The sequence below is a fragment of the Georgenia sp. 311 genome, from assembly GCF_006151955.1.
Taxonomy (GTDB): Bacteria; Actinomycetota; Actinomycetes; order Actinomycetales; family Actinomycetaceae; genus Oceanitalea; species Oceanitalea wutianyii.
Window position 1 is genome coordinate 54,857 of sequence record NZ_VDFS01000064.1, and the last position, 16,423, is coordinate 71,279.

General features: G+C 70.3%; 4 protein-coding genes. All 4 read left to right on the forward strand.

Annotated features, from left to right (window positions below):
* Window positions 1–186 precede the first annotated feature (186 nt).
* The 4 genes from FHE66_RS14650 to FHE66_RS14665 are packed head-to-tail and all read left to right on the forward strand — an operon-like array spanning window position 187 to window position 16,326.
* Window positions 187–3,060 carry a helicase-related protein gene (locus FHE66_RS14650; RefSeq protein ID WP_255303768.1) on the forward strand — a complete coding sequence of 958 codons (2,874 nt, stop codon included), beginning with the start codon at window positions 187–189 and terminating at the stop codon, window positions 3,058–3,060.
* Complete coding sequence (locus FHE66_RS14655; RefSeq protein WP_139073721.1) at window positions 3,060–7,748, forward strand: class I SAM-dependent DNA methyltransferase; 4,689 nt, start codon at window positions 3,060–3,062, stop codon at window positions 7,746–7,748. Before FHE66_RS14650 ends, FHE66_RS14655 begins: the two co-directional genes overlap by 1 nt.
* Complete coding sequence (locus FHE66_RS14660) at window positions 7,745–14,095, forward strand: DEAD/DEAH box helicase (RefSeq protein WP_139073722.1); 6,351 nt, start codon at window positions 7,745–7,747, stop codon at window positions 14,093–14,095. Before FHE66_RS14655 ends, FHE66_RS14660 begins: the two co-directional genes overlap by 4 nt.
* Window positions 14,095–16,326, forward strand: a complete 2,232-nt coding sequence (locus tag FHE66_RS14665) for a 3'-5' exonuclease (RefSeq protein ID WP_139073723.1) — start codon at window positions 14,095–14,097, stop codon at window positions 16,324–16,326. The genes FHE66_RS14660 and FHE66_RS14665 overlap by 1 nt, the downstream gene beginning before the upstream one ends.
* Window positions 16,327–16,423: the final 97 nt, after the last annotated feature.

Below are 16,423 nucleotides of genomic sequence, written 5' to 3' on the forward strand. Positions count from 1 at the left end.
TCGCTTTCAGGTGGAGGTCCTCGCACCGTATCGGCACGGATGTCGACGTGATGCGGGATTCGGTGTCGGAAGACAACCCTTATGCGTGTAGTCGCCGAAGCCTCATCCGTTGTCCCCCCCGCCGATACGATGGACCGGCAGCGGGGGCGGCCATGGCATCAGGGGCGACACGAGGTAGCTGATTCAGTGCACAACGAAGTCGAAGCGGCAGCAGAGGACTCCTTCACCGCCGCCGCAGGTTCGGTCGTCGTCGTCCGGGACCAGGAGTGGCTCGTCACCAACGTCGAGCGTGCGAGCGACGGTTGGTTCGTCCATGTCCAGGGCCTGTCCGAGCTCGTCCGCGACACCGAGGCCACCTTCTCCACGGCGTTGGACGACATCCAGGAGGCGGACCCCCGCAAGACCCAGGTCGTCGCGGACGACTCCCCGGGCTACCGCAAGAGCCGGCTCTGGCTGGAGGCCACCCTCCGGAAGACCTCGATCCCACTCACCGACCCACGCCTGACGGTCGCCCACAAGGGCCTCGCCGACCCGCTCCCGTACCAGGTGGCCGCCGTGCGTCAGGCGCTGGACCCGGACAACCTGCGCCCCCGCATCCTCCTGGCCGACGCTGTCGGCCTCGGTAAGACCATCGAGATCGGCATGATCCTTGCCGAGCTCGTGCGCCGTGGCCGCGGCGAGCGCATCCTCGTCGTCACGCCCCGCCACGTCCTGGAGCAGATGCAGCGCGAGATGTGGACGCGCTTCTCGCTCCCCTTCGTGCGTCTGGACTCCGTGGGCATCCAGCGCATCCGCCAGAAGCTGCCGGCCAACCGCAACCCGTTCGCCTTCTACAAGCGCGTCATCGTCTCGATCGACACCCTGAAGTCCGACCGCTACCTCGCCCACCTCGAGAAGCAGTACTGGGACGCCGTCGTCATCGACGAGTCGCACAACGTGACGAACGCGGCGACGCAGAACAACCGCCTGGCCCGGCTCCTCGCCAGGCGCGCCGAGGCGCTCGTCCTCGCCTCCGCCACCCCGCACAACGGCCGGGCGGAGTCCTTCGCCGAGCTCGTCCGCATGCTGGAGCCGAGCGCCGTAGGCCCGGACGGCGAGCTCGACGAGCGCATGCTCGAGCGGCTCATCATCCGCCGCCACCGTCACTCCCCGGACGTCGCGAGCACCGTGGGCGCCGACTGGGCCGAGCGCATGCCCCCGCGCAACATCCTCGTCCCCGCGTCAGCCGCGGAGAACGCCATCGCCGAGGAGCTCGAGCAGGTCTGGCTGCATCCGGCCGACGGCGTGAGCCCGGTCCACGGCAACAACCGCCTGTTCCCGTGGACGCTCGCCAAGGCCTTCCTCTCCTCCCCGGCCGCGCTCCTTGAGACGGTCCGTGAACGACGACGCCGCATCGCGTCGCGCGACGGCGTGACCTCCACCAGGGAGGACCAGGCGCTGAGCCGGCTCGAGGAGCTCGCGAACGACGCCCTCGACTCCGAGTCGGGCAAGTACGCCAGGCTCGTCGAGCTGCTCGGGGAGATCGGTGTCGGCCCGCGGTCGGACGAGAGAGCGGTCGTCTTCGCCGAGCGTGTCCCCACCCTGCGTTGGCTGCAGTCCAAGCTCGTCAAGGACCTCGGCCTGAGGCCGGAGAACGTCGTCATCCTCCACGGCGGCCTGGACGACGTCACCCAGCAGGAGGTCGTCGAGTCGTTCAAGCAGGCGTCCTCGCCGATCCGGGTGCTCGTCACCGGCGACGTCGCCTCCGAGGGCGTCAACCTCCACACCCAGTGCCACCAGCTCATCCACTTCGACATCCCGTGGAGCCTCATCCGCATCGAGCAGCGCAACGGCCGCATCGACCGGTACGGCCAGCGCCACAGGCCGCAGATCACCACCCTGCTGCTCCAGCCCACCAGCGAGCGGTTCAGCGGTGACATCCGCGTCCTCACCCGGCTCGTGGAGAAGGAGCACGAGGCGCACGGCACCCTCGGTGACTCCGCCTCCCTCATGGGCGAGTACAGCGTCGAGGCGGAGGAGAAGGCGATCACCGAGGTGCTCGCCGGCCGGCAGGAGCTCGACGACGTCGTCCAGGACGTCGATGACGTCACCCCGGGCACCGACGTCGCGGCGTTCTTCGCCCGGCTCACCCAGCAGTCGGCGCAGCCGGCCGCCACCGAGGTCCCGACGCACGACGACGCCCTCTTCCCCGCCGACCTCACCTACCTCGAGCAGGCCCTGGAGGAGGTCCTGGAGACTCCGGGCTCCCGGGCACCGAACGGCGTCTCCTGGCGGAACCACACCCAGCACCACGTCGCCGAGCTCGTCCCGCCGCCCGATCTGCGCCGGCGGTTGGAGGTCCTCCCGCAGCCCTACCTCACGGCCCGCCGCGTGCACGAGAAGCTGCAGCTGGCCACCACACCGCAACGCGGGCTCACCGAGCTCGAACGAGCGCTGCAGGACGAGACGCAGTCCGCCTGGCCGGAGGCCGGCTACCTCGCCCCGCTGCACCCCGTCCTCGACTGGGTCTCCGACCGGGCACTGGCGAACCTCGGCCGCGACCAGGTCTTCGCCGTCCGCGGCGACGGCGACGAGCTCGCCGTCGTCCTCCAGGGCACCCTGACCAACCAGCGCGGTCAGGTCGTGGCCGCCAGCTTCCTCACCGCCACCTTCCTCAACCCGGACAACCCGTCCTTCGCCGCCACCCAGGCGCACGGCTCGGTCACCGCGGCACTGGAGGCCGTCGGGTTCACCGAGCACACGGTCAACACCGGCGCCCTGGCGGACACCACAGGCCTGCAGCGCTTCCTCGGACCGGCGGTCGACTCCGCCCTCCGCACGATGGAAGGCGTCACCCGAGCGGCTGCCGACTCCACGGCCGAGCGCGTCCACGCCTGGGTCGAGCGCACCCGCAGGTGGGACGAGGAGGCCGCGGGCCTCGCCAAGCGGGGCGAGCTTCGCGAGCGACAGGAACGGGTCGACGCCGAACGGGAGCTCGCGGGGGCGATGCTCCCCAGTCGCACGCTCGTGCGCCCGTTGCTCGTCATCGTCCCGAACGACTACACCGGAGGTCAGCACTGATGGCCACCAGCGACGCCCTCATCGTCGGCGAGGACTGGATCAGCGAGCACTACTTCACCACCGACGCCACGAAGGAGTCCTTCCAGGCCAAGGTGCTCGAACGGCGCAAGCAGTGGCAGGCCGACAAGGACGCCGGGACCGTCCGCACCCGCTTCACCGCCGCCCGCCGGGTGCTGCTCGACCGGCTCGCCGCCCTCGACGAGGCCGCCGACCGCGACGTCGCTGCTGCCGTCATCAATGCCCAGCTCCTCGACGTGCTGGGGTACACCCGTCCCGGCCTCACGCAGACCCGGCCGGACCCGGCAGGGCCCGTGGTGCGTATTGGCCGGGCCGGGCTCACTGACGCCGGTCCGCTCGCCGTTGTCGAGGCGGTCCCGGTGGAGAGTGCCGACGAGCTCCTCGCCAAGGACGCACCCACCCTGCTGCGCACCTACCGGCACGACGAGGCCACCGAGCTCACGTCCGTGGCGCGCACCCTGTCCACGCTCTTCGTCTCCGACGACGCACCCGTGTTCGCGCTCGTCCTCGCCGGTCGCTTTGCCCTTGTCGCCGAGCGCGAACGCTGGGCCGAGGGCCGCTACCTCGCCGTCGACGTCCAGCTCGTCGCCGAACGGGCCGACGACACCCGCGGGGGAGAGGTGGACCGGGCACTGACCTGCCTGAGCGCCGAGTCCCTCGCCCCGGACGCCGAGGGCACCATCTGGTGGACGCAGGTGCTGGAGGACTCCGTCCGCCACACCGTAGGTGTCTCGGAGGACCTGCGCGACGGCGTGCGCCTGTCGATCGAGATCATCGGCAACGAGGTCGTCGCCCGCCGCCGGGCCCAGGGACTGCCGCCGCTGCCGGCCGACGAGGCCCAGCCCCTCGCCAAGCAGTCCCTGCGGTTCCTCTACCGCATCCTCTTCCTCCTCTACGCCGAGGCGTCCCCGGAGATGGGCGTGCTGCCCACCGGCGCCCCGGAGTACGAGCGCGGCTACAGCCTCGACCGGCTGCGCGACCTCACTCTCGTCGAGCTCACCACATCGCACGCCAGGTTGAGCACGCACATCTACCAGTCGCTCGGCGTGCTCTTCCGCCTTGTCCAGGACGGGCACGACGGCGGGAAGGTCGACGACGAGGCCGCGGCCCTCGAGGGCCTGACCTTCCGCAACCTCAGGGCCGACCTCTTCACCCCGGAGGCGACCGCCCACATCGACGAGGTCGGGCTCGGGGACGAGGCTATGCAGCGGGTGCTGCGCCACCTCCTCCTGAGCAAGGAGACCAAGGGCAAGGACCGCGGCTTCATCTCCTACGCCGAGCTCGGCATCAACCAGCTCGGCGCGGTGTACGAGGGTCTCATGTCCTACACCGGCTTCTTCGCCGAGGAGGACCTGTACGAGGTCGCCAAGAACGGCGACGCGTCCAAGGGCTCCTGGGTGGTGCCCGTCGACCGTGCCGGCCACATCGCCGAGAAGGACTTCGTCAAGACCACGGACCCGGTGACGGGGGAGCGGAAGGCCGTGCTCCACGAGCGCGGCTCGTTCGTCTTCCGGCTCTCCGGCCGGGCCCGCCAGCAGTCGGCCTCCTACTACACCCCCGAGGTCCTCACCCGCTTCACCGTCTCTCAGGCCCTCGCCGAGCTGCTCGACCAGGACGGACGCAGGACGCCCGCGCGCGAGATTCTCGACCTCACCGTCTGCGAGCCGGCGCTCGGCTCCGGCGCGTTCGCCATCGAGGCGGTGCGCCAGCTCGCCGAGGAGTACCTCAAGCGCCGCCAGGAGGAGACCGGCGAGCGGATCGATCCCGACGAGTACCCGCGCGCGCTGCAGAAGGTCAAGGCCTACCTCGCGCTGCACCAGGTCTACGGGGTGGACCTCAACGCCACCGCTGTGGAGCTCGCGGAGATCTCGCTGTGGCTCGACACCATGGTCGCCGGGCTCGACGCGCCCTGGTTCGGTCTCCACCTGCGCCGCGGCAACTCCCTCATCGGCGCCCGCCGCGCTGTCTACCGCCGCGGCCAGGTGAACGACAAGACCTGGCTCAAGGCGGTGCCGAGGGAGGTGCCGCTCACCTCCCTCGCCGACGACGCCGAGCACGACCGACTCGCCTCCGGTCTGGACGGCGGGATCCACCACTTCCTCCTGCCCGCCGAGGGATGGGGTGCGACGACGGACGCGACGGAAGCCAAGGAGCTCGCTCCCGAGGCGCGCGACCGCCTCCGCGCCTGGCAGCGCTCCATCCGCAGCAAGCCGAGCAAGAAGCAGATCGATGCGCTGGTCGATGTCTCCTACCGCGTCGAGCGGCTCTGGCAGATCGCGCTCCGGCGCCTTCAGGTCGCCGAACAGGAGATCCGCCGCTCGATCGACGTGTGGGGTGCCGAGGATCTACCCGTCGGTGGTCGGGTGCAACGACATGAGATCGAGGCGGCACTGAACGACGCCGGGAGTGCCTACCGGCGGCTGCGCCGCGTCATGGACGCATGGTGTGCGCTCTGGTTCTGGCCGCTCACCGACCGTCTCACGACCGTCGAGGTCGACGGTGAGTTGAAGCGGATCGAACCGCCGACGCTCGACCAGTGGATCGACGCCCTCCGAGGGCTGCTCGGCCGACACACCGGCAATACGCGAGCCACCCGAGGTCATGACCAGACGCTGAGTGCCGGGGTGTCCTGGGACGAGCTCGGGGACTACGAGGCCTTCGACCAGCTCTTCGCCAGTGTCTCGCCCGTGGAAACGGTGCTGCGGGAGCACCCGTGGCTGCGCGTGTGCGAGGCGGTCGCGGGGGCGGAGGGATTCTTCCACTGGGAACTCGACTTCGCGGCGCCGATGGCTCGCGGCGGGTTCGACCTCCAGGTGGGAAACCCGCCGTGGGTCCGGCCACGGTCCGATGTCGAAGCCCTCCTGGCAGAAGGTGACCCGTGGTGGCAGCTGAAAGCCAAGGCCACCCAGGCTGAGGTGCGCGCTGCGCGGGAACGCACATTGGAAGCGAGGAGCCTTCGCGACCTCGTGCTGGAGGGGACCACCGAGGTCGCAGCGACCGCCGAGTACCTCGGCGCGGTCCAGCAGTACCCGCACCTGGCGGGACTGCAACCGGACCTCTACCGCTGCTTCATGGAGCAGACCTGGCGGCACGTCTCGCTACGCGGCACCGTGGGACTCATTCACCCCGAGACCCACTTCACCGACGAGAAGGCCGGCATTCTGCGCAGCGCGAGCTATGCGCGATTGCGCCGGCACTGGCAGTTCATCAACGAGCTCGTGCTCTTCGACATCCACCACCTCGTCAACTACGGCGTGCATATCTACGGTGCCGAACGATCCCAGGTGGGCTTCCTGCACTCCACGTCGCTGTACCACCCCGACACGGTCGACCGGTCGCTCGTGCACGACGGCACGGGACCGGAGCCCGGCCTCAAGGATCCGAACGGAAACTGGGACGTGCGCCCGCATCACGACCGGATCATCCACGTCACGGACGGCGTCCTCAGGACATGGCACGACGTCCTCGAGGGCGACAGCGTGCCTGTCCGGCAGAGCCGGATGGTCTACACGGTGAACCGATCCTCGGCGACGGTGCTGGCGAAGCTTGCTGCCGCCGACCGACTCGGCTCGTTGGGTCTGAAGTTCTCCGCAGGCTGGCATGAGAAGAACGACAGAGTGAAGGGCTACTTCGATTCGTCCTGGGGAGCCGCCGACTCCTGGGACCACGTCATCCTGCAGGGCCCGCACCTGCATGTAGCGACACCGTTCTACAAGTCGCCGAACAAGACGATGCTCCACAACCTCGACTGGTCAAGTATTGACCTGGAGCACCTGGCCCCCAACGCCATTCCGGTGACGTCCTACAAGCCCCGCGGTGACCGCTACGAGTACGACATCGCCTACACCGACTGGGGGACCGAGGAAGAGCCGAAGCCCGCGCGCGACTATTATCGAGTGGCATGGCGGAATATGGCGAATAATGTCGCCGTTCGAACGCTGATTCCGGCGATCATTCCTCCTGGTGTGGCTCATATTCACGGGGTCAGTTCAGCCGGCGTCGATTCGGGTGTATTGCCGACGGTTCTTGCAGCTGCCGTAACGTCGTCGCTTCTGGCGGATTTCTCGGTCCGTGTTGCTCCTAAGTCGACAATTTCGGAGGCGACGGTCGCCCGCCTGTCGCTGGCTGATGGTGCCCTCCTGTCGGATCTTATTCTTCGCTCCTTGCGCCTAAATTGCCTAACGGCGGCGTATGGGCCGTTGTGGCAGTCGGTGTACGACGAGAGGTTCCAGTCGGCGAGTTGGACGGCTTCCAATTCGCACTTAAAGCAGTCAGAATTGGGTGAGGTAACTGCGGAGTGGACGCCTGCTGTCCCGCTTCGCCGCGCGGCAGAACGTCGGCAAGCCCTTGTCGAGATCGACGCCCTCGTCGCACTCATGCTCGGCGTCACAGCTGACGAGCTGTGCAGCATCTATCGCACCCAGTTCCCCGTGCTTTACGGCTACGACCGCAACCGCGACTTCTACGACGCCAACGGTCGGCTGGTCCCCAACGAGGTGCTGAAGATCTGGCGCATCAAGGGGGACCGCATCTCCGTCGAGGAGCGCACCGCCACCAACCAGGCCGGGTACACCTACACCTACGAGCTGCCGTTCCGAACGCTCGACCGGGAGCACGACATGCGGGTCGCCTACGCCGAGTTCGAGCGTCGGCTGAAGGAGCGCTCATGAGCGAGCTGTTGCCCACCGTTCAGGCTGAGACGATCCGAGAGTCGCTGCTCGATTACCTCACCACCACCTTCGCTCTCGCCGACGAGGACGCGCGAGCCGCGCTCGAGGAGTTCCTCGCCGACCCCGAGGACGGCATCTTCAAGGGCCCGTACGTCCGCCTCCGGTTGCCGTTCCGCCCCGCGGACCCCGGCTGGCGCGACACGCTCGAGTGGCTGCCCGGCTTCACCCCCTACGGCCACCAGGCCGCTGCCTTCGCCCGGCTCAGCAGCCTCGGTCTCGCATCGGGGGAGCGCCCCAGGCCGACGCTCGTCACCACCGGGACCGGCTCGGGGAAGACCGAGGCCTTCCTCTACCCGATCCTCGACCACGTCCGCCGGGCCAAGCGCGACGGCGTCACGGGCATCAAGGCGCTCGTCCTCTACCCGATGAACGCGCTCGCCAACGACCAGGCGGGCCGGCTCGCAGCACTCATCACCGAGAACCCCGAGCTCGAGGGTGTCCGTGCTGCTCTCTACACCGGCCAGGAGGGCCCTCAGCGCACGAAGGTGACCGCCGACGGTCTCATCACCAACCGTCGCGAGATCCGCGACAATCCGCCGGACATCCTCCTCACCAACTACAAGATGCTCGACCAGCTCCTCCTGCGCGCCGACGACGCCGCGCTGTGGGAGCGTAGCGCCCACAGCCTCCAGTACCTCGTCCTCGACGAGTTCCACACCTACGACGGAGCTCAGGGCACCGACGTGTCCATGTTGCTGCGTCGCCTCGGCCTCGCCCTCAAGCACCACTGGCATGCGGACGACCCGTCCGTCACGGACGCCGACCGCCGGCGTCCGCTCGGCCGCATCACGCCCGTCGCCACGTCCGCCACTCTCGGCGACAAGGGCGACCCGGCCGCCATGCTCGACTTCGCCCGGACCGTCTTCGGTGAGGACATCGAAGCGGACGCCGTCATCACCGAGTCGCGACTCACTCACGACGAGTGGGCGAAGGGCGCCGGCGGCCGGCTCGATGAGCGCGGTATCTCTCTCCCAGGGCGGGCCGGCCCTCGCGCCGACGCGGACGTCGTCGAGCGGGTCGACGCCGCCGTCGCCGACCTCGGAGACGGCGCCGTCGGGGAGCGACTCGCTGCCGCCGTCCTCAGCGAGCTCTGGCGGCGCGACGACACGCAGGCACCCGGTATCGACCCGCAGGACACCGAGCTGCTGCTCGACCTCCTCAAGGCCCACCCGCTCACCGCCACCCTCGTTGCCGAGACCGCCGCCGCGACGTCGGTCCGGGACCTGGCGCGCGCCCTCGTTGTCGACCGTCCACTTCCCGCCGCCGAGGCAGAGCACTGGCAGCGCACGACCGAACGGTTCGTCGTCAGCCTGCTCGGCGCCGTCAGCCATGTGCGTGCGAAGGCGGGCCGCCGGGCCGTCACGGTCGACCTCCACCTGTGGGTCCGCGAGCTCACCCGCATCGACCGCACCCCCACCCTGGCCCCGCAGTACCGGTGGAGCGACGACGGGCAGACCCTCGAGGAGCTCGACACCCACCCGCTCCCGGCCCTCTACTGCCGGCACTGCGGACGGTCCGGGTGGGGCGTCGTCCTCGCCCCGACCGGCACCGACCTCGACATGGACGACACCCGCATCCGCGCCCGTCGCCAGCAGAACGACGACCGCTTCCGCGCCCTCGTCCACGCCGCCACCGAGGGCCGCCACGCCCTCGACGGCGCGGAGGTCTCCACGGAGACCAACCTGCGCTGGTTCCACGTCCAGGAACGACGCCTGCTCACCGCACCACCCGCGGACGGTGAGGAGGATCTGCGAGGCGGACGCATCCTGCCGGTGCTCGTCCACGTCGGCGACGACGCCGGCAAGCTGTCGACGAACGACACCTGCCCCTCCTGTCTGCAGGAGGACGGCATCCGTTTCCTCGGTACCGCCATCGCCACCCTCCTGTCGGTGACCCTTTCCACGCTCTTCGGCGACCAGCACCTCGACGACCGCGAGAAGAAGGCGCTCGTCTTCACCGACTCCGTGCAGGACGCCGCGCACCGCGCCGGGTTCGTGCAGGCCCGCTCCCACACGCTCACCCTCCGCTCGCTCATCCGCAGCGCCGTCGGCGACGCCCCGGCCGGCCTGGAGGAGATCGTCGAGCGGATGCTCCAGGACGCCGGCGACGACAGCTACCGGCGCCACCGCCTGCTGCCCCCGGACCTCGCCGACCGTGACTCCTTCGCCCCGTTCTGGGAGGCCGCGACCGCGCGGCAGGTGCCGCGCCAGGTGCTGCGCCGCGTGCGCCGCCGGCTGCTGCTCGACGTCGAGCTCGAGTTCGGGCTGCAGGCCGGCATCGGCCGCACCCTCGAACGCACCGGCTCGGTCGCCGGGGAGGTCGACATCGACGAGGCCCTGCTCCGGCGCTGCGCCGAGCGCGCCGTCACGGAAGCCGGGGGGATGCTCCTCGAGCCGTCCCGCGAGCAGCTGCTCGCCTGGGCACGAGGCGTGCTCACCCGGATGCGCAAGCAGGGCGCCATCTACCACGAGTGGTTCGCCAAGTTCCAGCAGGAGGACGGCAACCGCTGGTCCATCTGGGGCGGACGGCGCCGCAGCGACGGCATGCCCGCCTTCCCCAAGGGCCGGCCCGCACCTGGCTACCCGCGTGTCGGGAAGGCGCTCGGCACGGACACCGACCTCGAGCCCGTCGGAAGTGCCCGCGGGTGGTACGCCAACTGGACGGCGCGCACGCTGGGGATCCCCACGGCCGAGGGGGCCACCCTCGCCCGACTGCTCTTCGCGCAGCTCGCCACCCACGAGGTCGTCAACACCGCCACGTCCGCGAGTGGCGCACAGGTGTACTCCCTGCCGCCGTCCTCCGTCGTCGTCCACCCGATCAGCCTCGAGGACATGCAGGCGGGGCGGACCATGCTCCGGTGCACCCACTGCGAGTCGCTGACGGCCGGCACCGTCGCCGTCGTCCGACAGCTCACCGGGGCTCCCTGCCTGGTGAGCCGCTGCTCGGGCACGCTCGAGCCGACGCCCCGCACGGACAACTTCTACCGCCACCTCTACGCCAACAGCGACCCACGCCGTGTCGTTGCTCGCGAGCACACCAGCCTGCTCGACGACGAGGTCCGGCTCGCCTACGAGACCGAGTTCAAGGCGGCCGACCCGCACCCTTCCGCCCCCAACGTGCTCGTCGCGACCCCGACGCTCGAGATGGGTATCGACATCGGTGACCTGTCCACCGTCATGCTCTCCGCCTTGCCGCGCCGGGTCTCCTCCTACCTCCAGCGGGTCGGGCGCGCGGGCCGGCTCACCGGCAATGCGCTCGTCCTGGCCTACGTCACGGGACGCGGCGAGCACCTGCCCCGGCTCGGCGACCCGCTGTCCGTCATCGACGGAAAGGTCCGCCCGCCGGCCACCTACCTCGACGCCGAGGAGATCCTCCGGCGCCAGCTCGTCGCCGCCGTCGCCGACACGCTGTCCCGGGACCCGTCGGCACCGCACCCGGCCCGGGCCGTCGAGGCAATCGGCACGACCGCCCCCGGCTCCTACCTCCACGCGCTCGCCGTCGCCGCGGAGAGCCGGCCCGAGATCGGCGAGGCGTTCCTCGCAGGCTTCCCGACCCTGTCCGAGGGGGTTCGGGAAAGGCTCCGGGAATGGACGCGACCGTCGCCGGGACCAGGGACGAGCCCGCTCGCGGCGCGACTGGCTGAGGCGTCCCAGCGGTGGAACCACACCGTGGAGACGCTCCAGCACCGCCGCGCGGAGATCCAGCAGCAGCTGCCGGAGCTCGAGCAGCGGGCAGGCACGCCCGCGGCGTCCGAGGACGACAAGGCAGCCTTCCGTGCCGCACGCGCGGGCCTCAAGCTGGCCGGCAAGCAGCTCGCCGACCTCCGGGGTGAGTACTGGATCGGCGTGCTCGAGGAGTACGGCCTGCTGCCCAACTACACGCTGCTGGACGACTCGGTGAGCCTCGACGTCTCGATCAGCTGGGTCGACCCCGACACCGGAGACTACGAGGACGACAGCCGCGACTACTCCCGCGCATCGGCCGTCGCCCTGCGCGACTTCGCGCCCGGTGCGACGTTCTACTCCGGCGGGTACGCCATCACCATCGACGCCGTCGACCTGGGCCACGAGGCCGAGGCCATCCGCACCCACGCGTTCTGCGCCGCCTGTGGGTACGCGCACCCGCTCGACGACGTCGGCAAGGTCCCGACAGCCTGCCCGCGCTGCGGAGACACCCGGTTGCCCGACCTCAAGCAGCGGATGGACGTCGTCGAGCTCGAGCGCGTCTCCTCCGCCATCAGCCGCGAGCGTGCCACGATCGACGACTCCCGCGACGACCGCATCCGAACCCGCTACACCGTCCTCACGGGCGCCGACGTCGACCCCGCGAAGATCGTGCGTCAGTGGTTCGTCGAGGACTCCGGGTTCGGCGCGAAGTATCTGCGCGACATGACGCTGCGCTGGGTGAACGTGGGCGAGGCAGGACGGCCGGGCGCTGCCCGTGAGCTCGCCGGTACGTCGAACCCGGCACCACTGTTCCGGGTCTGCGAGGCCTGCGGCCACCAGGACACCGACACGCGCGCCAACCGGCCGACCGAGCACCGTCCCTGGTGCCGTCACCGCAAGGCCGCCACCGAGTCGACCCGGTCGATCGCGTTGTCGCGCACGTTGCGGACCGAGGGCATCGTCCTGCGCCTGCCCGCATCGGTGACCCTGGGTGATCGCTTCGCGGTCCCCAGCCTCGCGGCCGCGCTCCTGCTCGGCCTGCGCGAGAGGATCGGTGGCGACCCCGACCACCTCGCCGTCGCCACGACCGTCGACCCGACGCCCGTGGGTACCGACCCGAACCCCGAGGCCCTGCTGCTCCACGATGTCGTCCCCGGCGGCACCGGCTACCTCGCCGAGCTCGCCGACCCGGACCAGATGTGGCAGATCCTGCTGATGGCTTGGGAACAGGTGCGCGAGTGCCCCTGCCAGGACGAGCATCGCCTCGCCTGCCATCGCTGCCTGCTGCCCTTCGCCCAGTCCTTCGGGACGGAGTGGGTGTCCCGGGCCGTGGCGGAGCGGCACCTGCGGGAGATCCTGGGATCGACAAAGGAAGAGGTACCGCAGACGATGACGTGGCAGTGGACCGAGACGGAACCGGATGGGTTCGACCCGGAGTCCCACCTCGAGCAGCTCTTCCGGAAGGTGCTGAAGGAGCGGCTGGAGACGGCCGGGGCCAAGGTGACCGAGCTGCCCACCGATCGCGGCAACCGCTGGACCATCCGCCTCGACGGGCGCCGGTGGACGCTGGACCCGCAGGTCGACCTGCTCGGGTGCCGTCCGGACTTCGTGCTGCGCAGCGAGCAGCCCGACGTCCCCGAGGTCGCGATCCTCACCGATGGCCTGCGGTACCACGCGTCGGAGTCGAGCAACCGGCTCGCCGACGACGCCGAGAAGCGGGAGGTCCTGCGCGAGAGCGGGCGCCTCGTGCTCGCCGTGACGTGGCAGGACCTTCAGCTCGCGCCCGCGGCCGTGAGCGCGCCGCCCTGGTATGCCGAGGACAATCGCGGCATGGTGATGTCGGCCTCGGGTGGCGCCCTCAAGCCGTCCGCCGTCGACCTTCTCTCCCGCGGGCCGGTCGACTTCCTCCTCCACTGGCTGCAGCGACCCGACGCCGACGGCGTGGGCACGCTGGCGGACTGGTTGCCGATGTTCGCCGTCCGGCCGGACACCGTCGCCTACCAGGTGCCGGCCGAGGCCTCCCTCGTGTCAACAGCAGCGGAGCTGCTGGACGGCAACGAGCCCTCGCCTGCCGCCAGTCCGCTGGACGGCGCCTGGACGTACCGGTCGGGTCCGTTCGTGCTCGCCGCGCGGCTGACGAAGCCCGGCACGATGGCGACCGAGGTGGTCGCCGTGCTGGACGACCGGACGGTGGGGGAGGACCGCGCTGACGCCTGGCGCGAGTGGTTGCGCGTGAGCAACCTCCTCTCGCTGCGCCGGTCGCCGACGACCATCACCGTTCGCTCGCTCGTCGACCAGGCAGCCGGCGCTGCACTCGAGACTCCGTCCCCCGGGGAGGCTGCGGTGGCGGCTGCATGGCCGGACCTCTACGAGGTCGCCACGAAGGAGGAGCAGGCCGTCCTCGACGTCGTGTGGCAGGCCGACGCCGTCCGACCCGAGCTCGGCGTCGAGACCGACACCGGCGTGCCGTTGGCCGTCTCCTGGCCCGGTCTCCGCGTCGTCGTCGACGTCGACCTGCGCGAGGACGAGCGTGACGAGCTGACCGCAGCCGGCTGGACGATCGTCCCGATCGACGCCGACGCCATCCGCGAGACCCTCGCGACCACACAGGAGCGTGTCTGATGCCCCAGATCATCCTCGGCCCGAGCCAGACGAAGAAGATCGACGGGTCGGTGAAGAAGGCGGGCTACGCCTTCCTCGAGAAGCTCGCGGCCGACGATGCCGTACCGGGCCTGCACATCGAGCCGATCAACGGCTCGGCGGATCCTCGGGTGCGGACCGGGCGGGTGAACGACTTCTACCGGGCCGTGCTGTTCAAGGTGCAGGGACAGGGCGACGAGGCGCACTACGTCTACCTCGGCATCCTCCCGCACGACGACGCGATCGCGTTTGCCAAGACGGCCCGGCTCAAGGTCAACCCCGTCAACGGCATCGCCGAGCTGGTCAAGGCCTCGGAGCCGGTCGCAGCGCAACCGGCCGCAGAAGCCGCACCTGAGGGCGGGCACGGGGCCGGGGGCGCCGCGCCGCAGCCGCCCGTCCACGAGACGGAGCCCGCGGCGGAGGCGTGGTCGCTCCTCGAGACCCGCGGGGTGGACAAGGAGGCGTTGCTCGACCTCGGGATCGACGCGGCGCTCGCCGACCGGGCGATGGAGGCCACCTCCGACGACTCGCTGATCGCCGCCGTCGAGGCCGCACCGCAGTGGCAGGCTCTCGCCCTGATCGACCTCGCGGGCGGAAAGCCCGTCGAGGACGTGCGGGCAGACCTCGGGATCGACCGCGTCGAGCTCTCCGGTGACGAAGAGACCGACGAGGAGCTCCTCGCGGCGCTCCAGCACGACGCCGCCAAGCTCCAGTTCGCCTTCATCGAGGACGACGAGGAGCTCCGCAAAGCGATCGAGGACGACGACTTCGCCGCGTGGCGGGTGTTTCTCCACCCGGAGCAGCGCCGCTACGCCACCGGGGGTTACAACGGCGCCTTCCGTCTGTCCGGCGGCGCCGGGACCGGAAAGACCGTCGTCCTGCTCCACCGTGCTCGCCTGCTCGCCAAGCGCGACCCTGGTGCACGGATCTTGCTCACGACCTTCAACAAGGTGCTGGCCGACTCGTTGAGGACGGACCTGCGCCGACTGGACTCGAGCGTCCCGATCGCCTCTCGGCTTGGTGAGCCCGGGATCTACATCGCGGGCGTCGACTCCGCCGTCCACTCGGTGATCCAGATGGCAGGCAGTGAGGTCGGTGCGGCGATCACCGAGGTGCTCGGCAGCCGGAGCCCGTCGATCGGTGGGCGTACTCCGGCCTCTAACTGGCTGGACGCTGCCGCGACCGTGCCGGACCTGCCGGAGGAGCTGCGCAGCACGACGTTCTTCCAGGCCGAGTACTCGATGGTCGTCCTGCCCGAGCGCATCACCACGCGCGACGAGTACCTGCGCGTCCGTCGGCCCGGCAGGGGCGTGGCCCTCGACCGGCGCAAGCGGCAGCTCGTGTGGCAGGTGGTCGAGGCGTACCGGGCGCGAGCCAGCGTCGAGGGCAGCATCGACTACGGCGAGCTGGCCGCCGTGGCCGCCGCCTACTTGGAGAAGGCAGGCTGTGGCGTCGTCGACCACGTGCTCGTCGACGAGGGGCAGGACCTGGAACCGGCCAAGTGGCAGTTCCTCCGCGCCCTGGTCCCGGAAGGGCCGGACGACCTGTTCATCGCCGAGGACTCCCACCAGCGGATCTACGGCCAGCGCGTCGTGCTCGGTCGGTACGGCATCCGCATCGTCGGCCGCGCGCGCAGGCTCACGCTCAACTACCGGACGACGGCGGAGAACCTTCGTTACGCCATGGCGGTTCTCGCCGGCGGCGAGTACCTGGACATGGAGGGCGAGGAGGAGGACTCCGCGCTGTACCGGTCGGCCCGTTCCGGGCCTGAGCCTGAGCTCGTCCCCACCGACTCGCTCGGTGACGGTCTGTCCGAGGTCGCCGGCCGGGTGCAGCGGTGGCTGGACGACGGCGTGGCACCGGAGACCATCGGACTGCTGGTCCGCGATGCGCGACGCGCGCAGGAGCTGGTGCAGGGTCTCGAGGAACACGACGTGCCGGTGCGCGTCGTCGACGCGCACCGCGACGTGCGGCCCGGCCGCCCGCTCGTCATGACCATGCACCGGGCGAAGGGGATGGAGTTCTCCAGGGTCGTCCTCTTCGACGTCAGCCACGACACGGTGCCCGCCGCCTACGCCGTAGACAAGCTCACCGAGGGTGACCGCGCGGACGCGCTGCTGCGCGAGCGGTCGCTGCTCTACGTGGCGGCCTCGCGGGCGCGTGATGAGCTCGTCGTGGTGTGGCGAGGACAGCCGAGCGAATTGCTGCCCTGAGCAGCGAGCGAGCTCCGACTACTGCACGCTTCTCCGCTCCTCGGATATCCGGAGATCGTGGGCCACGTCCACGGCGCGGGTTCGAATCGGGGGACTC

What these genes read in the sequence shown, in the direction of transcription:
- FHE66_RS14655 (WP_139073721.1), top strand. Translation starts at nt 3,060, where the DNA reads ATGGCCACCAGCGACGCCCTCATCGTCGGCGAGGACTGGATCAGCGAG.
- FHE66_RS14660 (WP_139073722.1), top strand. Translation starts at nt 7,745, where the DNA reads ATGAGCGAGCTGTTGCCCACCGTTCAGGCTGAGACGATCCGAGAGTCG.
- FHE66_RS14665 (WP_139073723.1), top strand. Translation starts at nt 14,095, where the DNA reads ATGCCCCAGATCATCCTCGGCCCGAGCCAGACGAAGAAGATCGACGGG.